This is a genomic window from Rhodocytophaga rosea, assembly GCF_010119975.1.
GTDB lineage: Bacteria > Bacteroidota > Bacteroidia > Cytophagales > 172606-1 > Rhodocytophaga > Rhodocytophaga rosea.
In genome coordinates this window covers 8,587,201-8,608,904 of sequence record NZ_CP048222.1, presented here as the reverse complement: position 1 = coordinate 8,608,904, position 21,704 = coordinate 8,587,201, and the positions used below count along the sequence as shown (strand labels likewise).

Genomic DNA, 21,704 nt, shown 5'->3' with positions numbered 1-21,704 from the left:
TGCTAACCTATCAAGTCCATACACTGCCATGACCTCCCGGATTGTCGGTGCGGAAAGTGTTAACGATTGGTTGTTTTTTGTCAAAATATATGCTCGCTTACTTGGATGTTTTGCGTCTTTACAGAAATATTATTCCGGGACATCTATTAATTTACATTCCTTTACTTTTTAGCTTTATGATTTTGATAACGATTTAGTGTCCCTGGCTACCATCGATAGATCATTGTTAAGGTGATGGCCTCCGCTGGTTATTTTGCGAACAGTTGCCTTTGGCAGATGTTGTGCATAAATCTCGAGATGGTCAAAAGGTACCTCTTTGTCATCCTTGCTATGATAGAGAAAAACCGGAATATGTTTCGGTAGCTTGTCAGCAAAATTTTTGTGCAGTTTGAAGCCTTGTTTCCAATCTTCGTCGCCGCTCCAAAACGGGGTAGAAATAAGAAAAACGCCTGCTATCTTTTTTCGGGTCTTAATTTCCGATAGGTATTTCAACAACATGGAAGCACCCAGTGAGTGCCCCACCAGAATGATTTCCCCTTTGTGTAAAGAAATATGTTTGCCGATTTGCTTTTTGCGCCCAAAATCCAGCCCTGACTCATTGGGCAAGAAGGGATAATGTACTAGATAAGTTTCTCCTAAGGCCTCTTGCAAAGAAGCAACAAGGTTAGCATCAGCTGCATAATCTTCTTTACCTCCTCCGCCTTGTATAAAGAGCACATGCTTGTTCATAATAATAGAAGTTGTGATTTGAGTTTGATGACTGCCTATGGTTTTATAATGACCTCCTATAGATCATGGCTTCCCGGCATATCAATGCTTCAGGTAGTGGCCATGTGTTGGAGTGTTGCCGGAAGCATGCAATGTGGCTACTCATAATTTAGTCAGCTTTATAATCCTTCTGCTCTGACTGTATGGAACTGTGTTTGAAAAACTCATTGATCATCTTGATTGGTCGATGTACCGTCATATTCTTCATTGACTCTGGGTGCATTTGCTAGTTGAATATCCAGAGACTCCCGGTAATGTAAACAACCTCTCATAAATTGGGGCCAGGCTGGTACAGCCAGCTGAGGAGCGATCTTTTCGGGTAAAAGGTTCCATAATTGGGGATGATGCCAGCAGAGTTCATGTTTGCTGCTATCCCGATGGGTGCGGATGCCAGCTCTCAACTTTTTAATTTCCGTAATTAGCTCTTCTCTGGTGAATTGTTCAATATCTTCGTCCATATTTATTAATAGTAATTACACGAATAGATAACGAATGTATTAAGCGCCTATGTTATAATTGAAGCCACCAGATTTAGTTTTATTTTTATTGGTAGGTGGCCTGCTTAGCAGTAGGTGCGATATTAGCGCAAGTATGGGTTAGTAGCTTTTTTAAATGTTATCTATTTTCAGCTGAATATACGAAGAAAAGTATGCCCGGTATTTTACCTGCAGTTTTTCAATTTTCCAGTCTGAGTCAGTTATAAGTCCCCGGCAAAGGATAGACCGGCAATTACATGGCATTGGCTCTTTGTTTGCTCCGAACATGGCATAATCAATCGTTAATTCTTCTTCAGCAGTAATATCACGCATGGCAACAAAGATGATTTGACCAAGTATGCCCACATTTGGCTCACAGGAATGATTTAAAAACATCATTACACTTTCTACTTCCTCCCTGTTGAGTGGTGCAAGCACCAGGTCATCGGCAATAGGATATCCCCAATAGCCAAGAGGTTTCTTCATTGTTTCCTCCATCTGCCTGGTGAGAATATGTCCCCCTCTCACCGAAACAACTTCGCCTTTAGAGATGGGTTCTTTAGCAAATAAACCACGCCCTTCCGTGTTACTTACTCTTATCTCCGTTTTTATAGACCGGAAGGAGGAAATATTTCTTTTAGTGACTTTTGTATGGGTCATTCTTAGATTTCCTTAATCGGCACTAATATACCAAAAACCTCCGTACATGCTCTGCTGCGGTGGAGCTATGTGGTGCGACAGGACGGGCTGCTATAGGTTGGGTACTGTATTTTCCATTCAACTTCAATGTGATTATAACTTACGCTGCATAATCGTCATTTTCAGCATAACACATTACAGCAGCCCACACCAAAATGCGGTAAATTTTAAAAATAAAAAACTATGCGTATGGAAAATAGATGGTCTATGCATCATTAGATAAAAGTTTATCTATTCAAAATAAAAACACCTAAACTCAAATGATTATGGCTAAAAGTACAAACAGAGCTACGCCCGAAATCAATGCAAGTTCAATGGCTGATATTGCCTTTCTATTGTTGATTTTCTTTCTGGTAACTACTACCATCGGAGCTGATAAAGGACTCCAGATGCTTCTTCCTCCAGAAAAAACAATAAATAATCGTCCATCAGATGTACATGATAGAAATGTATTGAAGGTAATTATCAATTCCAAAAATGAGTTACTGGTAGAAGATATGCCTATGAATATTAATACGTTAAGGAAAGAAGCAAAAAGATTTCTTGCTAATAACGGTGCTGATCCTACGCTATCTGATAATCCCCAGATAGCGGTTGTTTCTGTGAAAACCGACAGAGGTACAGAATATAATACCTATTTAAAAGTGCTGGATGAATTAATGGCAGCTTACAATGAACTTCGGGCAGAAAAACTGGGAATTACAGTTGATCATTATCTGCAATTAGACGAAAAAAATCCAAAAGAAAACCAGATGCTCAAATATGTTCAGAAAGTATATCCAAGACGTTTATCTGAAGCAGAAGCCACACAGATAGAAATGTAATAGCTGGAGAATCTACAGGGTTAGATTCTCCAGTTTATTTACAATGACATTTGGTTGCTGTTCAATAAAAACTTGGGATAGCATAAGCTCAATAAATTTGTTTGTTGCTACCCACAATCTTTCTCTGAAAAAATCATCATTAGATTTTTGGCAACTCTAGTAAAAGAGATTAAAGCGTTATATAAATATTCAGAAGAATTGAAATTTATGTGTAAAACAACTAAGAGTCATTTGAGTTTATAATGGCCCATGGAACATAAATTCCCGCAATTATTGCTTGGCTGAGGTTTGAGCTGAAGCAGCATAATTGCGGGCTGAATTCAGTGTTGGGCACAGTATTTTATTCTTCTTTTAAATAGATTGTAATAGGTTTGGAGTGCAATTTTCCTTTAAAATTATTCTTGACTCGTTTTTTATGGTTCCAACTGTTTTCATAACTGGCTTGAATTTGATAAGTTTTCCCACTCTCAATAGGTAGCAGGCTGTCATCCTCAGATAAGAAACGGTTGATTTTCATAAAATGAATGTTCAGATCATACTTGAAATCGTAACTTTGTTGAGGAGGGAGTTTAATAAAATCTCTTGGCTCAATCCTGATCAAATTCTCAGTATAAAGAACTGATGATGTTGAAATGGGTTGTACCCGAAATTGAATAACGCCGCCATTAAATATAGTCCCGGATGCCCCATTAGGTAAGAGATTACTCACTACAGAAAAATCAATAGGGAGGTAAACGGGTTGCTTACCTATATTCTTAACTCGAGCTGTGAGCAGAAGAGACTCACTATAAAGAAAAGTATCTTTTTCAGCTTCCAACTCTAATAGTAAAACTTGTCCCTCCTCTTGAATATGAGTTATTTTCCAAGAGGATACTTGAAAAAGTGTACACCAAAAGAGTAGGTAAGTAAAAATCATTTCTCGCTTTTCTTATTTGTGCCCAACATATGGCTAAACACCACTGTTGTGAATAGTTGCGTTTATTTGCTAATATAAGGAAATAAACGCAATGCGAATGAGACGATGGTTATTCGCTAAAAAACCGCTCTGTAAGTATACCGGCTTACTTGCTTACCCTTCCTGGGTTATACTGAGATGTACGTAAAAAGAGGTGATTGATAGCTTTATAAGTTCCCTTACCTCCAACAATGCTAATGCTAGTAAACTGTTAAGATACCTGTAAAAGGCAGAGATTGTGTATACACAACATACTTATGTTTTATATACGCCATCCTTTACAGCTATATAAGCATACTAAAAGTGTACATAGGCTTGCTGAAAGTTTACACAGCCCAACTGAATTTATACATAGCTTTGCTGAGTGTATACACAGATAAGTACAAAGTGTGCACAGCCGTCCTTGTATAATGCAGAGCTTAGCTGACTTTTTACACAGGCTTGCTGAAACTGTGCATACCTCATCTGATCTTATACATAGGCTCCCTGAGTTTGTACATTGCCTTGCTGAATTTATACACAGGCTTGCTGAAAATGTACATAGCTTTCCTGAGTTTGTACATAACCTTGCTGACTTTATTCACAGGCATTATAAATCTGTGCAGAGGTCTTGTAACTTGTGCACATGCATAGTTGCCCGTGGGCACAGGCACTGTCTTCGTGTTGAATGGAGTTGTACCTGAGTTCACAAGCATTATTTTTTTGTACATAGGCATTGTACCCGGCAACCTAGGCCTTATGAAACCATTCAAAGGCAGGTGTGTGTCTGATGTACACTTGTTTCGTTACGGCATCCGGTGTATTGTGCTACAAACAGTCTGGTTTATGGGCTGCTATATCACGTACAGAGAGGGATAAAATAAATTGATATTGGAAAGAAGCCAGCATAAAGGGCAATAAAAAAGCAGCTACTGCCCCGGAGGCAATAGCTGCATACAACAGGTGAAAGCGGATTAATACGTTACCGGTACACTTACGGTCGCATCGGCCCACATCATTACAAGGTCAGAAGCATTCGCCTTATCATCTACTTTAATGGTGAACTTTTCAGTAGGAGAGGAGGCTTTTTTTACGGGAGCAGTCACCCGGAGCAGGTCTTGCTTCTCATCATATACAGTACCCCACTGACCATTTTGCTTATTTAGGATCACAGTCCACTCTTTTTCAGTAGGGATGGTGTACAGGGTGTACGTGCCTGCTTTTACGTCTTTACCTCCGAATTTTACGTCTTTGGCAAATACAACAGTAGTAGCAGCATCTGCACCAGTACGCCAGACTTTTCCATAGGGAGCAAGCTCTTTTCCAAAGGCCCGTCCACGAAGCGAAGGTTGGTTATAAGTAACATCAATAACCTTTCCATCTACGGTGGCTTTGGGGCTTTGTTTGTTATCCTGGGCATACGTAAAGGTCACTGTTAACAAAAGTGCCATTACCATCATTCCGATTTGTTTCATAGGTGATTATTAGATTAAATGAGGGGTAAATATAATGATTTAGTGAAAGAAAACCACTATTTTGGGTTAAACAAATGCATCCAGCACCAGCACACCCAGCAAACCCATTACCGACACAATGGTTTCCATCACCGACCAGGAGGATAAGGTCTGGGGCAGTGTCAGGCCGAAATATTCTTTAAACATCCAGAAGCCGGGATCATTCACATGCGAGAGCATCAGGCTGCCGGCACCAGTGGCCAGCACCATCAGTTCGGGGTTAGCACCGCTGGTGGCGATCACCGGCAATACGATTCCAGCCGCCGTAAGCCCGGCCACCGTGGCAGAACCCAAGCATATCCGGAGCAAAGCAGTTACGCTCCAGGCCAGTACCAGGGGAGAAAACTGCGCTTCCTTGCCCAGGTCTGCAATATAATTTCCTACACCGCTATCGACCAGCACTTGTTTCAACGCACCTCCACCTCCGATGATGAGTAAGATCATGGCAATGCCCGAAATAGAGCTGGTAATGATCTGCATCACTTCTGTCATGGATTTTCCCCGGTTCAGGCCCAGCGTTACAATGGCTACCAGCACCGAAATGAGCAGGGCAATCACCGGATCGCCCAGGAAGGAGAAAACTGGCCTGGCAGGAGAGTCCTGTGGCAGAAAAAAGTTGATAGAGGCAGAGATCGCCATGAGCAATACAGGCACTAATGCGGTAAACAGGCTGACACCATAACTGGGCATCTGGTCATCGGTATATTCTTTCACTACAAACAATCCTTTAGGTGGATTAGAATTAATGTTTTTAAGGAATTTGGAAAACACAGGTCCGGCCAGAATGATAGTTGGGATGGCAATGATTGTTCCATACACCAGCGTTAAGCCTATATCAGCTTTGTAAATTACCGCAATGGCCGAAGGTCCGGGATGTGGCGGTAAAAACCCATGCGTTACCGACAAAGCCGCTGCCATTGGTATGCCTACATACACCAGAGGCAGGCCGGTAGAAGCAGCCAGGGTAAATACAATGGGAATCAGAATCACAAAGCCAGCATTATAGAACAAGGGAATGCCCACCACAAACCCGGTGATCACCATTGCCCAGTGAATGTTCTTTATGCCGAATTTATTTATCAAACTATAGGTAATCCGCTGGGCAGCCCCACTTTCTGCCACCAGATTGCCCAGCATGGCTCCAAAACCTATGATCAGCGCCAGCGAACCGAGTGTACTGCCTACGCCATTTTGAATGGAAGTGATCACAGCACTTGCCGGCATCCCTTCCGCTATGCCTACTACCAGCGAAACCAGGATCAGGGATAAAAATGCATTCAACTTGAACACTAGCATTAACAGGAGCAACAAGAGTATTCCTAAGGCAACAATCAGCAGGGGCATGAAAAAACGGGTTAAAAGTTAAAGTATGGTTATTGTTTATCAATCAGTTGTTAGTAGTGATTATTAATTGCCTAAATAGTTTGTTATTTTTATAAAACCTTGTATCAGGTTGTATATTATGGCTTCTGACTATTACCTATTACCAACAACAATTGACCAGTTTACTACTGTGCTTTCACCAGCTGGTCGGTAAGCCGGCTAATGATCAGGGCTGTTAATCGCTTGTTATAGGCCAGCCGGTTTGCCAGAAAGGTTTCGTATTCTGCTTTGGTAAGCAAACCCATAATACAACCGATTAAGGTATGCCGGACGGGCAGATCTTTTTTTATGGCATTCTCAATCGAAACACGTTGTTGAAAAGCAGTCAGGCGTTCAAAATGTATGCTTTTCTCAGCCAGGAAGCTTTCAAAAATAACCAGCAGCAAATCGTTTTGTAGTTTAAGTATTGGCCGTAATGTCTGGTTCTGGAATTGCTCTTCCGGCAAGGCTGATTCACTGTCAATATGTAAAGTCGGACGTACATTCAGTAGCTGGCTGTCCCGGCTCATGGTTAGAAAATTATGTCTGTAAAATAAATCAATTAGCGGATGTATTCTTAAAAATCTAAGCGGCTGGTGTCAACTTATTTAGTAAAAACAGGTACAGCAAACAAAATTCCTCCGAATAAAAGCAATGCAATGGCTAAAGTAATAATGATATTAAAGGTTTGTGCCGTCAGAAAAGCCATCAGCGGCCTGCCATCTTCCATCCGGAACAGATCTCTGAAGTTAGTTTCCAGACCGATGCATACAAAGGCCAGAGAGAACCATAGTGTCTGAACAAATTTAAAACTATCCTTACCGGCTTTTACTGTTTCAGGCTGCAATACAAAGGAGAACAGGAGGGAGGCTGCCAGAAAACCCAGCACAAATTTAGGAAAGCGCTCCCATATGACGTGGTAATCCACTTTTTTGCCTGGCTGCTTCTTCAATGTCCAGGAAACAGACAGCAGGAGCGCCGCTACTCCCAGCAATACATTCTGAGAAAATTTAACAATGGTACAAGTTTTTAATGCATCTTCACCCAGCAAGGCACCAGAGGCAACCACCGCACCGGTTGTATCAATGGTTCCACCCAGCCAGGCACCACCTACCGCCGGTGACAGATGCATGGCATTGGCAAGCATGGGCATTACTACCAGCATGGGCACCGCTACGATCAAAACAAGTGACACTACATAGGAAAGTTTTTTGGAATCCCCTTTGATAGCGCCGCAGGCAGCAATAGCCGCTGAAACGCCGCAGATAGAAACAGCACTGGCAATCATGGCGCTTAGTTCGTCGTCTAAACGCATTTTTTTGGATACCCAGAAAGCAAAATACCACACACACAGCACCACAATCACGGCCTGCGCCAGTCCTAAGGCACCTGCCTGTAAAATGTCGGCGAATATGATACCCGTTCCCAGGATCACCAGTCCGGTTTTGGTATAAAACTCAGAGTTTACCGCCTCTTTCAAGAAAGCAGGAAGCCCAAAAATGGTCCGGAAAATGATGCCCAGCAGCAAAGAGAAAATTACATATTCCAGCCCCCAATACTTGAGTGCCTCATTGGCTGTCAGTACCAGCGAAATATACGATAGCAGGCTAAGCACAATAAAGCCAGCAATAAAACTCTGGATGTTCTCATTATTCACAATGCGCAATAAAGCCGTTACGCCAAGTAATAGTAAGGTAACTGATAAAAAATTCATCAGACTAACGGAATGGGTAGCTGTTGCCAGGAACGTCTGGGCTGAGTTCCAGCTAAACTTTACAACAGCGGGTTTATATACAAACAGAATAATGCCGATCAACAAGAATCCAATAAGCACACTGGCCCAGTCTTCATTGCGGGTGATCGTGGTAAGTTTATTTGAGGTGGTTTTCACTAAAGCCATGGTGGTACGAAACAAATGGACTAGCTTGTAAATTTCTAAAAAAATGAATAAAAACAAATGAAAAAAGTATAATAAGCCGGATTAACCTCTATTTATCCTTTCAAGTCTAGTTAATACAGGCAATTGTGCTGGTTGATACAATAAATATGCAGGGTGTGTATATGTAGAGTGTGTAGGAAACAAAAAAGATACTTCTGAAAGCATTCATACTCTTTTCGCCTGCGATTAAATGAGATTGCTGCTGCAAAACAGGGTAAACCTGCCCGAAAGCTCCTATATTTGCATCAGGATCATACAAGGTAATCAGCCTGAACCGTATCTGGGACAAAGATCCGGAATGATTATTTGGTTAAAATTTGTAAACAGACTGCCGGATGGCATTAAAAACCATAGTTATTGTAAATGGCATTACCAATTTGAGCGATGCCAGATATTGTGCCGGGATGGGTGTAGAAATGCTTGGGTTCGAGCTGGATGCCAGTTCACCGGGATATGTAGAACCTCAGACATTTAAAGTGATAAATGAATGGGTGGCCGGGATAAAAAAAGTAGGAGAATTACCCAGGGCAGAATATACGGACCTGAAAAGTTTACTGGCTACTTATTCTCTGGATTACCTGCAAACAGAGGATTCAGATAACTGGGAAGAATTACATTCAGCAGGCATTCCTCTGATTTGTAAAGTAATCTGGCAGGAACGCTGGACGATTACAGATTTTCAACAAAAGTATAAGCCAGTTGCTCCATATGTCGACTTTTTTCTGGTTGAGGTAATAAGTTTTACAGAGGAATTACTTGTTACAATTGGCGAGGTAACAGCATTATATCCGGTTCTGCTGGACGCTGGAGGTATGTTGGTGGATGTTGAAAAACTGTTAGCTGACACCTCAATCAAAGGAATTGCCCTGAAAGGTAGCCATGAGATCAGGCCAGGACTAAAAGATTTTGATCAGCTTGCCCAGATTCTCGAACAATTGGAAGTGGAGGATTAAATATTTACTATCTTGGATTTTTTAAAACTATCTTGGATTTTTTAAAACCCGACTCAAAATTAGCAGATGTTTTTAGTTATGTTCATATAGCAACTGAAATCTCTATTATTTGAATTACCTAACATTGATATAACATGGCAGCAAACCCTTTATCTCAAATTTTTTCTAAGGAAAAGCTTGTGGATAGCACGTTATTAAATAAAATAGGCGTACAACCATTCAGAATCATTATGGCCAATTTGGCAAGCCAGATACGGTCAAAAAGCGAAGGTAACAGTTTAACTGATCAAATTAATACATTAAAAGAAGAAGGCTTACTGGTTATTTCCAATTTTTTGCCTGCAGAAGAATTTGCAAAAATTAAACAGGAAGCGATGCAGTTAATAAGTGATCCTGCTAATATAAGCAGGGTTATAAAAGATGGGCCTAATTCTTTAAAAGTATTTGATTTGACTGATCAACTGATTACGAAAGCACCTACGCTACTCAACTATTTTAATAATGAAAAGTTATTGACTTTGTTTGGAAGCACCACAAAAAAAGGTATTAAGCCGGAAAATATTGTAAAATGGCTGGAAGTGCTAGAACAGGGAGAAGGGAACCGTCATGCAGATACACAAACACATATGCATTCTGATACCTATTATGATACATATAAGGCCTGGTTATATCTGGAGGATATTACGTTAAATAAAGCGCCTTTTGCTTATGTGAAAAGTACTCAAAAAGTAAATATGGCCCGGCTTCGATATGATTATAAGAATAGTATTTCTGAGCGACCATCTCCTTCCAGAAGAATTACAGAGGAAGAGATTAATCAGAGAGCTTTAAAAGAAACAATAGTTACCTGCAAAGCAAATACTTTGGCTATGGCAAATACTTTCGGTTATCATAGGCGATTAGAAGGCGAAAGTGGTAACTCACGTATAGCCTTATACACTAGTGTAAGATTTCATCCTTTTAAATTATGAATGGCTATTTCAAAATTACCCTACAAGGTTTAGTATTATTTATATTTTTTAATATTATTCTTACCGGCTGTACTCAATCTTCTGAAGCTTTTCTGAAAAAAGGCCGTGAAATGATGCAGGCGCAAAAATTCAGCGAAGCCTTGCCTTATCTGAACCAGGCGATTGAGAAAGATGTGGAAAATTCGGAAGCTTTTAATGCCAGGGCTGTAACGTATTTTGAATTAAAAAAATACCAGGAAGCATTGCTGGATTATGAGCAGGCCATTCGACTCAATCCGGAATCCTATAAACCCTATTATAACCGGGCACAAGTGAGGTTAGCTTTAAATGATATGAGTAACGCTCTTGCTGATTCGGATAAGGCGATTACTTTACAACCGGATTCTTCAGATTTATATACCAACCGGGCTTTTATTTACCATAAAACCGGTAAAATAAGAGAAGCCTTAGCTGACTTCGACAAAGCCATTCTGTTAGCACCTTCCGACGCGAATGCCTATTATAACCGGGGTGTTTTTAGGTTTGAGCTACAGGATTTGAAAGGAAGTATTACTGATTTTGCTAAAGCGGCTGAGCTGGATAGAAAGATGGCAAAAGCCTATTATAGTTTAGGCCTGGCTCATTTGTCGGCACAGAACAAAGAACAAGGGTGTATTAGCCTCAAACAAGCCAACCGCCTGGGACATCAGGCGGCAAAACAAGCCGTAACCCAATATTGCGGAGAAACACAATAGCAAAAGGCTCATCATGTATGAGCCTTTTGTTTTATATCAACAATGAAAAATCCCCTAAGTTGAGCAACTTAGGGGATTTAGCAAATCTGAACTTGGATATAAAGGATTATACCATCTTCACTTCGATTGCCTTGCTACCTCTTTTGTCTTCGGTAATTTTGTAAGAAACACGGTCGTTCTCCCGGATTTCTTCTTCTAAACCTGAAACATGCACAAAAATGTCTTGTTGTGAATCATCGTCTTTAATAAAGCCGTATCCTTTGCTTTCGTTAAAGAACTTTACTGTACCTTGTGGCATAAATTTGTAAAATGTATTTATTATTTAAGCTGCAAATCTATTCATAAAAAAATCAAACAATATTCCAATTATTATATTTTTATTTGAAATAAGTTATTTTCTTACAATGAAATACGGTCTGTTGCTTGGATTAGTCCTTTTGTGCGCCTGTAGTGATTCTAAAACGTTCGTCAATTTTGACCATCAGCTCTGGCAGCAGGACAAGATGGCTTGCCAGGGAATTCGATCGAAACTGGCTGTAGATTTTGAAAATATACGGCGTGAATTATTGGGATACTCTCAGCAAGATATTATTGATGTGCTGGGTAAGCCAGACATACAGTTATTATCTGAGCGTACGCAGAAGTTTTACGTATACTTTATAGAAACCGGCTCTCAATGTAAAGGTGATACTGGAAATTCAAAAGCAAAAACAGTTTCTGTCCGGTTTAATGCGATGGGACTAGCTTCTGAAATCATATATGCACAAGGTAAGCCATTGTAAATTAATTAGTCCATAGCTATGGTTCATAGTGGAAATGTTATTTAAATTATAAGCTAAGTTATTCTGTGGCCTGTAGACCATGGATAATTGGCCAATGATCAATTTTGTATAACCTGTTAACCCCTGTTCTATGAAAACCATCCATTACAACCCAAGTCTGATCGAAGTAGAATTTGCCAAAATTATTGCTGATCTGAAAGAAGAAATTCAGAAAAAATCGGCGTTCAATACCATAGAGGAAATAGAAAATAACAGCACCAAAGATAATCCTCACCTGGTATTTAACCTGATAGATACCGATGGAGACAGGCATGAGTTGATCGTTCAGTTTATACAACGGATGGATGAATAGAAATTACAGCATAACTGATTTTCTGAAGGGCTACATAGAAATATTGTATATATCTGTTATTCAGTAATTCATTCTCAATGAGATTGAGTGATGAGTCCTTTTTGACGTATATATCTATTTTCTGAACTGTTTTAATCCTGTTCATCCTGAAATTTTATAAATCCAGGGTAGGTTCCAGTGTTCTTTATTAAAATAATATTCTTGTGCTTCTTACCATTTCAACCACTCACCAGCCAGCTACTGACTTAGGATACCTGTTATATAAACACCCGGCAAAGGTGCAAACCCTGGAGATTTCGCAGGGTAACATTCATATTTTTTATCCGGAAGCGACCGAGCAGAAAACTACCATCGCCTTACTGCTCGACATCGATCCCATTGGCTTGGTACGTAATTCCAAAGGGCCATCGGGAGAAGGATTTGCATTGGAGCATTATGTAAATGACCGTCCGTATGTGGCTTCTTCCTTTATGAGTGTTGCCATTGCCAAAGCTTTTTCTACCGCCATGAACGGCACTTGTAAAGACCGCCCGGAACTAGTGGATGAAAAACTGCCATTAGAAGTGGGAATATCGGTTTTACCTGCGAGAGGAGGAGAAACTTTTCTGCGAAGGTTGTTTGAACCATTGGGCTATGAAGTAAGCCTGAAAGCGCATGAACTCGACTCCAGTTTTCTGGAGTGGGGCATGAGCCGGTATTTCACTGTGAATTTAAAAGCTAGGCTGCGTTTGAGGGATGTTTTATCTCACCTATATGTGCTGATTCCGGTGCTCGACAATGATAAACACTATTGGATTGGCGAACATGAGGTGGAAAAATTACTGGAGAAAGGCGAAGGCTGGCTGAAAACCCATCCGGAACAGGAGCAGATTACCAGGCGCTACCTGAAAAATCTGGGAGCACTCACCAGGCAGGCTTTTGCAGTTTTATTGCCGGACGAAGAAATTACAGGAGAGGAACAGGAAGAACTGCCCGAGGAAGTGATAGAAAAAAGAAAAACACTGCATGAACAACGATTGATAGTAACACTGGAACAACTTCTTAAGTCTGGTGCCAAACGTGTGCTGGATCTGGGTTGCGGCGAAGGTAAACTATTGAGGTTATTACTCAAAGAAAAACAATTTGAGCAGATTCTGGGAATGGATGTATCCTACCGTTCATTGGAAATTGCCAAAGATAAATTGCATCTGGACCGTTTGCCCACTAAACAACAGGAAAGAATCAAGCTAATACAGGGGTCATTGCTATACAAAGATAAACGCCTGTCCGGATATGATGCGGCCGCTATTGTGGAAGTAATCGAGCACCTGGATGCTTCCAGGCTAACGGCTTTTGAAAAAACAGTATTTGCTTTTGCCAGACCCCAAACCGTAATCATTACCACACCCAATATCGAGTATAACCGGAAATACGAAACTCTGGCTGCCGGAACTTTCCGGCATAGCGATCACCGGTTTGAGTGGAGCAGGGCTGAGTTTAAAACCTGGGCAAGTAATATCGCTTCTCAGTATCATTACCAGGTTGAATTTCTGCCAGTCGGACCTGAAGATGCAGAAGTGGGTACCCCTTCGCAAATGGGAGTTTTTACCATCAATTAGTATTTTCAATCAGCGTACTCTTATGAATATTAAAATACCTGAATTATCTCTGGTGGTATTAATCGGGTCTTCCGGTTCCGGAAAATCATCTTTTGCCAGAAAGCATTTTAAATCCACCGAAATTATTTCTTCTGATACTTGCCGGGGTATTGTTTCTGATGATGAGAATAACCAGGCAGCTACTACCGATGCGTTTGAACTCCTGCATTATATTGTCGCCAAACGCCTGAAAAGAGGCTTGCTCACTGTGGTTGATGCTACTAATGTACAGCCGGAAAGCCGGAAACCATTGGTGCAGTTAGCCAGAGATTATCACTGCCTGCCAGTGGCTTTGGTGCTGGATATTCCCGAAAAAGTTTGCCAGGATCGGAACGACAAACGCCCGGACCGCAATTTTGGCCGGCATGTAATTGCCCAGCATCGGCAGCAATTGAGAAAATCTTTACGGAACCTGAAAACGGAAGGCTTTCGGCATATTCATGTGCTCAGTTCAGTAGAAGAAGTAGATGCCATAGAAACAATTATTCGTGATCCATTATATAATAACCGCAAAACAGAAAAAGGACCGTTCGATATAATTGGTGATGTGCATGGTTGCTATGATGAATTAGTGGCCTTGCTGAATAAATTGGGTTATTCAGTTTCAGAAACGGAAGTGGATGGTAAAAATTTTGGCTACACAGTTGTTCCTCCTGTTGGAAGAAAAGCCATTTTCTTAGGCGATTTAGTAGACAGAGGACCAGATTCTCCAGGTGTATTGAAACTGGTCATGAGCATGGTAAATGCCGGAACTGCGCTTTGTGTTCCCGGCAATCATGATATGAAATTATTGCAAAAGCTTTCCGGGAAAAATGTGCAGCTCAAACATGGACTGGCACTTACAATGGAGCAGCTTTCTCACGAAACTCCGGAATTCTTGCAGGAGGTTAAACTATTTCTGGATACTCTGGTGAGTCATTATGTAGTAGATCAGGGAAATCTGGTAGTAGCACATGCCGGATTACGGGAAGACATGCAGGGTAGGGGTTCGGGAGCAGTAAGAGCTTTTTGTCTGTATGGCGAAACAACTGGGGAAACCGATGAATTTGGCCTTCCTATCAGGTATAACTGGGCAGCGGATTATAAAGGAAAAGCTACGGTTGTATACGGACATACGCCAGTGCCAGAACCTGAGTGGCTCAACCATACCATCGATATTGATACTGGTTGTGTGTTTGGCAATGCCCTCACTGCTTTGCGCTACCCAGAAAAGGAACTGGTAAGTGTACCGGCTGCTAAAGTATATTATGAATCCGTTCGTCCGCTGAACTTCAAAAAGGAGAAGGCACAGTTACTTTCCTCCCAGCACTTGCAGGACGATATTTTAAATATTGAGGAAGTAATTGGTAAACAACTCATCACAACCCGTTTGGCCAGTCAGGTTACCATTCGCGAAGATAATGCCATTGCTGCCCTGGAAGTGATGAGCCGTTTTGCGGTAAATCCCAAATGGCTGATCTATTTGCCGCCTACCATGTCGCCAAGCGAAACCAGTGGATTGCCCACTTATCTGGAACATCCTTCAGAAGCCCTGGCGTATTATGCCAAACAAGGCATTACAAAAGTGATCTGTGAGGAAAAACATATGGGTTCACGGGCAATCGTTATTTTGTGCAAAGATGAAGAAGCAGCTTTGAAAAGGTTTGGCTTGCAGAACCAGGGAATAGGCGTATGTTATACCCGCAATGGCCGGAGTTTTTTTACCAGTGAGGCACTGGAAACAGAATTTCTTCTTCGGTTGCAGGAAGCGTTTACCAAAGCCGGTTTCTGGGAAAAGTTTAGTACCAGTTGGGTGTGTTTGGATTGTGAACTCATGCCATGGTCAGCGAAGGCGCAGGCTTTATTACAAAATCAGTATGCAGCGGTTGGTGCTGCGGCCAATGCAGCCTTGCCAGATGTACTGGATATATTGTACCAGGCAGATGGCAGAGGTCTGGATGTGAAAAATCTGCTCAATCAGTATAGCGCCAGAAAAGAAATGGCTGCCCAGTTTACAAAGTCTTACCAGCAATATTGCTGGCCGGTCTATTCCCTGGCAGATTACAAGCTGGCTCCTTTTCATATCATGGCCACCGAAGGTGCTGTGCATACCGACAAAGATCACCTCTGGCATATGTCTACTATTGCCGAAATTTGCACTTTTGACCCCGGTTTACTCAAAGCTACTCCTTATAAAATAGTTGACCTTACGGATGAACAGGCTCGTAACGCAGCCATAGACTGGTGGACAGAACTGACCGAAAATGGGGGAGAAGGAATGGTAGTGAAGCCACTGGATTTTATCAGCCGGGGTACCAAAGGAATCGTTCAGCCAGCTATTAAATGCCGGGGCAAAGAATACCTGCGCATTATTTACGGACCAGAATATACGGCTCCAGAAAATATGGAACGACTACGAAACAGAGGGTTGTCGGCTAAACGTTCGCTTGCCTTGCGGGAATTTGCTCTAGGAATTGAAGCCCTGGAAAGATTTGTAAACAAAGAACCGTTAAGCCGGGTACATGCCTGTGTATTTGGCGTAATGGCCTTAGAAAGCGAGCCTGTAGATCCAAGGTTGTAATACAATTTGCTTTATTTGCCAATGGGTTGAATTGAGTGGCAATGAGCAGAGTGTAGGCTGTAAAAACAGAAAATATAGAAAATTTGAAAGTATCTGCACTTGCACATTACTAAATTTTGTAAGATTGGTGTAAAATCAATTATTCCCATTGCCATGCCCTATACCTATGAATATCCCAGGCCAGCTGTAACCGTAGATTGTATTCTGTTCGGTTTCGATGATGGCGAATTAAAGGTACTGCTTATACAACGGGCCTCCGATCCCTTTAAAGGCTTATGGGCATTTCCCGGCGGTTTTCTGGATATGGAAGATCCTACCATTGAGTTTGCTGCCAAGCGGGAACTGGAAGAAGAAACTGGATTGAAAGAAGTCTTTATGGAACAGCTGTATACCTTTGGAGATGTAGGCCGCGATCCCAGAGGACGAACTGTTTCTGTAGCTTATTATGCGCTGGTGAAATTATCGGATTATCTCCTGCAGGCAGGATCTGATGCTGACCAGGCACACTGGTTTAATATATCTCAGGTGCCAGCACTGGCTTTTGACCATGCCAAAATTCTGCAAATGGCTCTGGAAAGATTGAAAGGAAAAGTACGCTACCAGCCGATTGGTTTTGAATTATTGCCCCAAAAATTTACCCTTTCGGAGTTGCAACATCTCTATGAAACAGTACTTGAAAAGCCCCTCGATAAGCGCAACTTCCGTAAGAAAATTCTGAAAATGAACTTATTGAAACCGCTGGAAGAAATGCAGGCAGGCGTGGCTCACCGGGCAGCCAGGTTATACCAGTTCGATAAACAGCGGTATGAAGAACTTAAATCCAGAGGTTTCAATTTTGAGATCTGACCGGACAATAAAAAACCACCTGCCTTTATAGAATAAACGACAGGTGGATATGCAAACAGTAGGTTAAATTTGATTCATTTTGATCAATAACCCTGCCATCTTCAAATGTATACCTTCACTATATGTACACACTGTTGATTGATATTTTAATAATTTATTTGAACAAATAAAGTTACCATTGAAAGAAAAAATAATTTAATAAAAGGTGTGTAATAGAACATTAAGCGATAATTCCATTGAAGATAAGGATTTATATATTATTTAATGAGTTTAGCTTTTAAGTTATGGAACTAACTTTAAATGCACCAGCTTTATTATTTCCTACCGTTTCATTGCTATTGCTTGCTTATACCAACCGTTTTCTGGCTATTGCCAGCCTCATCCGGAATTTACATGCCAAATACAAAGATGAACCCGATCCTCTGATCTGGGCTCAGATTAAAAATCTGAAACGGCGGGTGACACTGATCCGGGATATGCAGGTACTAGGAGTAGCGAGTTTATTCTTGTGTGTATTATGTATGTTCCTGATTTTTGGCGAACAAATACAACTGGCAAAATATGTGTTTGGTGCAAGCCTTGTATTAATGATGGCGTCTCTGGGTTATTCTATGGCAGAATTATATATGTCTATCAAAGCTATTGAAATTCAGCTGAGTGATATAGAGGAGAAGGCTAGGGAAAGTGAATGAATGAGTGAATGAGTGAATGAGTGAATGAGTGAATGAGTATAGCCTTTAGCAGCCAACCTTACTTTTCGCAACTCATAATCTTTTAACTCATTAACCTACAACTACTGTATCCATTCCCATACACTCCGGTAAGCACCGGCTTCTTCTGCATAACTGAGAAAATCTCTGTAAAACGGGTGATTGGCAAGCGTAGCACTATCTCCGACCACAACTAAATGCTGCTTTGCTCTGGTAAGGGCCACATTCATGCGGCGGATATCCTGTAAAAATCCGATTTCCTGCCGGGCATTCGATCGTACCAGGCTGATGCCAATAATTTCCCGCTCCTGTCCCTGAAATCCATCTACGGTTCCCACAGAAATTAAATGTGTATAACTGGCAAGGGTTTCATATTGTGCCAGATTTTCCTTCATAAACTCTACTTGCGCCCTATAAGGGGAGATAATGCCGATACGGAAGGGAAACTGCAGTACTACCGGAGAGATACTTTGCAGATGAGTAAGCAATTGATCTATATACCTGAGCAGTATCTGGGCTTCTTCGAAATTGGAAATACTTTGGTTTTCCGGATTAAACTTCTCTTCAAATCCGCTCCCGGCGGTATCTATAAACACAAATGGCTGGGAAAGTACCTCGTCTGTTCCCAGAACTTTAGTAGCGACACTTTCATGCGCTTGCAAGCCATTATGATAAAATTCCTGGCTGGAAAAAGCCATGATTTGTTCGTGCATCCGGTATTGCATAATTAGCATAACTGATACCTGCTGGCGGTTCATACATTTTTCAAACAGCGTGATTCCCAACCCGGCTTTTTCTGCTTTTTGAGATTTTATCGTAGGGGGCAGCTGGCAATGATCGCCGGCAAAAACTACCCGGTTTGATTTCAGAATGGGAATCCAGGTAGCTGGTTCCAGAGCCTGAGCAGCTTCATCAATAAATACCGTTGAAAATGTTCTTCCGGTCAGATAACGATTGGCGGCACCTACCAGCGTACAAGTAATAACCTGGGCTTTGTCAAACAGGGCATCAGTGATATATTTTTCCGTATCATTGGCTTCTTTGGATAATTTCCTGGCTTCTGCCAGAATCAGTTTACGCTGGTCCCGTTCAGCTTTGCCGAATTGCCTTTTGTATTTATGTGCCAGCCGGTTGAATTCATCCGCCTGTTTGCGCATTTGTTTGATCTGTGGATATAATTTATCTGCCTGAACCCTGGCATCTACGGTATGTTGCAGCATATCTTCGCTTACCCTGGCCGGATTCCCGATACGAACCACTTCTACCTGTCTGGATGCTAGTTTTTCGGTGAGCAGATCAACGGCGGTATTACTAGGCGAGCAAACCAATACTTGTTTTTCGCTTTTTAAGGTCTGGATGATGGCTTCTACCAGCGTAGTAGTTTTTCCGGTACCTGGCGGACCATGAATAATGGCTACATCCTCAGAAAGTAAAATATTCTGAACGGCTTTATTCTGCGATTCATTCAGATGAGGTAATTGTAAATCAAATTTCAGCGGCTTAAATCCTGGCCTGGCATGTCCCAGCAAAATATCCCGGAGTTGAGCGGTGCGGTTTCTATCAGCTTCTATCACCTTTCTTACCGCATTCTCCATTTCTTTGTAACTGGTTTCATCAAAAAGCAGGTCTATTCCCAGTTTTCCATCGTCGAGCCAGTCGGGGAGTTCATCTTCGTTGAAAATAATTTTCAGCCGGTTAAATCCGACACTGGCTACCACTCCTTGTATAGATGGCCGCTTTTTAGGATCCCCGCTGTTGCTAAACAGTGCTACTGCTTTGCCTGTTCCAAAACTATGAGGCGTATAGATCTCTGTGGTTTTTTCTACTTCCAGGTATAATTTATCTCCTAATCCAAAACCAGATTCGGTTACCACTACCGGATACCAGCTCATGCCTTCTTTGCGGCGTTCTTGCAAGGGAGTATGCACCATTTTAGCCACATACTGGGCGGCATCTTCTTCCCACTCCGTTTTTAGAATAGCTAATAATTGTTTGAGTTCTTCAATCGCCGGATTCATGCTCAAGGATAGTAATTTTTTGCATTTTACTCAATTATTTATAGTTAAGCCTGCTTCCCGGATATATTCTCAGCTATCCATTTGAATTGCGGTGCACTTGCGTTAAGTTTGCCCTTCTCAAACTCATTGGCTTCGTTTTGAGTTACATGAGTTTACATACGTATATACCTATTACTGCATATGAAATTAACGTTTTGGGGGGCAGCCCGCCAGGTAACCGGGAGCATGTATCTGCTGGAGTTAGAAGATGATTTTAAGATATTAATAGATTGCGGCACAGATATGGACCGGCAGAAGGGGAAGAAAGAAAAATTGCTCCAGCCCTATAGCCTTTTTCCTTTTGAGCCATCCGAAATAAATGTAGTATTACTCACACACGCCCATATTGACCATTCCGGTAATTTGCCTAACCTGATCCGGGAGGGGTATGAAGGACAGATATTATGTACATCCGCTACATTACCACTCGCCCACTTATTATTGCAGGATTCGGCAGCCTTGAACCAGAAACTATTGAAACATATCCACAGCAATGGAAGCCGGAAGAAAAGCCGCTCAGGTAAAAAAACAAAGATAAATCCCTCAGAGTTGTTTCTGGAAAAACAGGTAAATGAAACCGTAGACCAGTTTGTTACGGTTGCTTTCAACCAGAAGTTCAGAATAAAAAAAGGGCTGGATGTAACCTTTATTCCTACCGGGCATTTGCTGGGAGCGGCCAATATTCTGATTGAAGTGGAAGAAAATGGAGAGAAAAAGAGAATAGGTTTTTCCGGTGATATTGGCCGTAACAATTACCCTTTATTGCAAGACCCACAACGTTTTCCGGAAGTTGATTATTTGATTTGTGAAACTACCTATGGCAACCGCCGGCATCAGGCCAAAGGCTCTCCGGAAGAAGAACTGGCCACGATTATAAAAGAAGCTTGTATTGATATTCCCGGAAGGCTTATCATTCCGGCTTTTAGTGTGGGGCGGACACAGGCTTTGCTTTATACACTGAATAAATTATACACCAATCAGGGATTTCCGCCTATTAAAGTGTTTTCAGATAGTCCGCTGGCATTACAGAGTACCAAGGTGTATGAAAAGTATACAAAGCAGTTGAATGAGGAGGCACAGGCATTTTATGAAGAACACGAAGGGTTGTTTGACTTCCAGAACTTGGTGTATGTGGAGAATATGAAGGAAAGCCGGGCTGTAGCCAGCCACAGTGAGCCTTGTATTATTATTTCTTCCTCAGGAATGGTACAGGGCGGCAGGGTAGAACATCACGTAATGACAAATATTAATAATCCCTATGCTACCATTCTGATGATCGGATATGCGGCGGAAGGCACGCTGGGAAGGAAATTACTGGATGGCATGCGGAGTATCCGGCTGGCGAATGGGAACGAAATTCCGGTATTGGCAAATATTCGTAAAACTGATGTATTCAGTGGACATGGCGATCTGGATGACCTGACCAGATTTGTAAAATACCAGTCATCGGATAAACTGAAGAAAATATTCCTCATTCATGGTGAATACAAAAGCATGACCGATTTTCATGCCCATCTGATAGGAGAGGGGTACAACCAGGTAGAGATACCAGAATGGGGGCAAAGCTATACTTTATAAACCAAAAG

The 21,704-nt window shown here is 41.6% G+C and carries 21 protein-coding genes; 11 read left to right on the top strand and 10 right to left on the bottom strand.

Going from position 1 to position 21,704, the window contains the following annotated elements; translation table 11 throughout:
* Positions 1 to 174: 174 nt before the first annotated feature.
* From GXP67_RS35355 to GXP67_RS35345, 3 genes are all read right to left on the bottom strand, one after another.
* On the bottom strand, positions 175 to 729 hold the full coding sequence (locus GXP67_RS35355; RefSeq protein WP_162447495.1) for an alpha/beta hydrolase: 555 nt from the start codon (positions 727 to 729) through the stop codon (positions 175 to 177).
* Between the two features lie 203 nt (positions 730 to 932).
* The gene (locus GXP67_RS35350; RefSeq protein ID WP_162447494.1) at positions 933 to 1,226 is read right to left on the bottom strand and encodes a hypothetical protein; all 294 of its coding nucleotides are present in this window, start codon (positions 1,224 to 1,226) and stop codon (positions 933 to 935) included.
* Positions 1,227 to 1,376: 150 nt separating this feature from the next.
* On the bottom strand, positions 1,377 to 1,904 hold the full coding sequence (locus GXP67_RS35345) for an SET domain-containing protein (protein ID WP_162447493.1): 528 nt from the start codon (positions 1,902 to 1,904) through the stop codon (positions 1,377 to 1,379).
* Between the two features lie 305 nt (positions 1,905 to 2,209).
* Between GXP67_RS35345 and GXP67_RS35340 the strand changes: the two genes are divergently transcribed.
* Entirely contained in the window at positions 2,210 to 2,767 is a 558-nt protein-coding gene (locus GXP67_RS35340; RefSeq protein WP_162447492.1) for an ExbD/TolR family protein, read from the top strand.
* Positions 2,768 to 3,107: 340 nt separating this feature from the next.
* On the opposite strand, the gene GXP67_RS35335 is transcribed toward GXP67_RS35340, so the two are convergent.
* The 5 genes from GXP67_RS35335 to GXP67_RS35315 all read right to left on the bottom strand — a co-directional run bounded on the left by GXP67_RS35335 (position 3,108) and on the right by GXP67_RS35315 (position 8,477).
* Positions 3,108 to 3,683: a hypothetical protein gene (locus tag GXP67_RS35335; protein WP_162447491.1), complete on the bottom strand. Its 576-nt coding sequence runs from the start codon at positions 3,681 to 3,683 to the stop codon at positions 3,108 to 3,110.
* Between the two features lie 992 nt (positions 3,684 to 4,675).
* Positions 4,676 to 5,176, bottom strand: a complete 501-nt coding sequence (locus tag GXP67_RS35330; protein ID WP_162447490.1) for a DUF2911 domain-containing protein — start codon at positions 5,174 to 5,176, stop codon at positions 4,676 to 4,678.
* Between the two features lie 66 nt (positions 5,177 to 5,242).
* Entirely contained in the window at positions 5,243 to 6,559 is a 1,317-nt protein-coding gene (locus tag GXP67_RS35325) for a gluconate:H+ symporter (protein WP_162447489.1), read from the bottom strand.
* 164 nt (positions 6,560 to 6,723) lie between these two features.
* The gene (locus tag GXP67_RS35320) at positions 6,724 to 7,107 is read right to left on the bottom strand and encodes a glyoxalase (RefSeq protein WP_162447488.1); all 384 of its coding nucleotides are present in this window, start codon (positions 7,105 to 7,107) and stop codon (positions 6,724 to 6,726) included.
* Positions 7,108 to 7,181: 74 nt separating this feature from the next.
* Positions 7,182 to 8,477, bottom strand: coding sequence for a YeiH family protein (locus GXP67_RS35315; protein ID WP_162447487.1), 1,296 nt, complete (start codon positions 8,475 to 8,477; stop codon positions 7,182 to 7,184).
* 374 nt (positions 8,478 to 8,851) lie between these two features.
* Between GXP67_RS35315 and GXP67_RS35310 the strand changes: the two genes are divergently transcribed.
* The 3 genes from GXP67_RS35310 (at position 8,852) to GXP67_RS35300 (ending at position 11,174) form a co-directional block, all read left to right on the top strand.
* Complete coding sequence (locus GXP67_RS35310; RefSeq protein ID WP_162447486.1) at positions 8,852 to 9,469, top strand: N-(5'-phosphoribosyl)anthranilate isomerase; 618 nt, start codon at positions 8,852 to 8,854, stop codon at positions 9,467 to 9,469.
* A 134-nt stretch (positions 9,470 to 9,603) separates the two neighbouring features.
* The gene (locus GXP67_RS35305) at positions 9,604 to 10,440 is read left to right on the top strand and encodes a phytanoyl-CoA dioxygenase family protein (RefSeq protein WP_162447485.1); all 837 of its coding nucleotides are present in this window, start codon (positions 9,604 to 9,606) and stop codon (positions 10,438 to 10,440) included.
* Positions 10,437 to 11,174: a tetratricopeptide repeat protein gene (locus GXP67_RS35300; RefSeq protein ID WP_162447484.1), complete on the top strand. Its 738-nt coding sequence runs from the start codon at positions 10,437 to 10,439 to the stop codon at positions 11,172 to 11,174. The genes GXP67_RS35305 and GXP67_RS35300 overlap by 4 nt, the downstream gene beginning before the upstream one ends.
* Positions 11,175 to 11,280: 106 nt before the next feature.
* Here GXP67_RS35300 and GXP67_RS35295 read toward each other — a convergent pair whose 3' ends face one another.
* Positions 11,281 to 11,472 carry a cold-shock protein gene (locus tag GXP67_RS35295; protein ID WP_162447483.1) on the bottom strand — a complete coding sequence of 64 codons (192 nt, stop codon included), beginning with the start codon at positions 11,470 to 11,472 and terminating at the stop codon, positions 11,281 to 11,283.
* A gap of 106 nt (positions 11,473 to 11,578) precedes the next feature.
* Here GXP67_RS35295 and GXP67_RS35290 point away from each other — a divergent pair, with 106 nt between their 5' ends.
* The 6 genes from GXP67_RS35290 (at position 11,579) to GXP67_RS35265 (ending at position 18,043) form a co-directional block, all read left to right on the top strand.
* Positions 11,579 to 11,956, top strand: a complete 378-nt coding sequence (locus GXP67_RS35290; protein WP_162447482.1) for a hypothetical protein — start codon at positions 11,579 to 11,581, stop codon at positions 11,954 to 11,956.
* A 130-nt stretch (positions 11,957 to 12,086) separates the two neighbouring features.
* Complete coding sequence (locus GXP67_RS35285; RefSeq protein ID WP_162447481.1) at positions 12,087 to 12,308, top strand: hypothetical protein; 222 nt, start codon at positions 12,087 to 12,089, stop codon at positions 12,306 to 12,308.
* Between the two features lie 203 nt (positions 12,309 to 12,511).
* On the top strand, positions 12,512 to 13,906 hold the full coding sequence (locus tag GXP67_RS35280; RefSeq protein ID WP_162447480.1) for a 3' terminal RNA ribose 2'-O-methyltransferase Hen1: 1,395 nt from the start codon (positions 12,512 to 12,514) through the stop codon (positions 13,904 to 13,906).
* A 22-nt stretch (positions 13,907 to 13,928) separates the two neighbouring features.
* The gene (locus GXP67_RS35275; RefSeq protein ID WP_197901613.1) at positions 13,929 to 16,505 is read left to right on the top strand and encodes a polynucleotide kinase-phosphatase; all 2,577 of its coding nucleotides are present in this window, start codon (positions 13,929 to 13,931) and stop codon (positions 16,503 to 16,505) included.
* Positions 16,506 to 16,658: 153 nt separating this feature from the next.
* The gene (locus GXP67_RS35270) at positions 16,659 to 17,351 is read left to right on the top strand and encodes an NUDIX hydrolase (RefSeq protein WP_162447478.1); all 693 of its coding nucleotides are present in this window, start codon (positions 16,659 to 16,661) and stop codon (positions 17,349 to 17,351) included.
* A gap of 284 nt (positions 17,352 to 17,635) precedes the next feature.
* Complete coding sequence (locus GXP67_RS35265; protein WP_162447477.1) at positions 17,636 to 18,043, top strand: DUF2721 domain-containing protein; 408 nt, start codon at positions 17,636 to 17,638, stop codon at positions 18,041 to 18,043.
* A gap of 101 nt (positions 18,044 to 18,144) precedes the next feature.
* Here the strand turns inward: GXP67_RS35265 and GXP67_RS35260 are convergent, their stop codons facing one another.
* Positions 18,145 to 20,079 (bottom strand): AAA domain-containing protein, encoded by a 1,935-nt coding sequence (locus tag GXP67_RS35260; RefSeq protein ID WP_162447476.1) that lies wholly within the window; start codon positions 20,077 to 20,079, stop codon positions 18,145 to 18,147.
* A gap of 180 nt (positions 20,080 to 20,259) precedes the next feature.
* On the opposite strand from GXP67_RS35260, the gene GXP67_RS35255 reads away from it, so the two are divergent.
* Positions 20,260 to 21,696: an MBL fold metallo-hydrolase gene (locus tag GXP67_RS35255; RefSeq protein ID WP_162447475.1), complete on the top strand. Its 1,437-nt coding sequence runs from the start codon at positions 20,260 to 20,262 to the stop codon at positions 21,694 to 21,696.
* Positions 21,697 to 21,704: the final 8 nt, after the last annotated feature.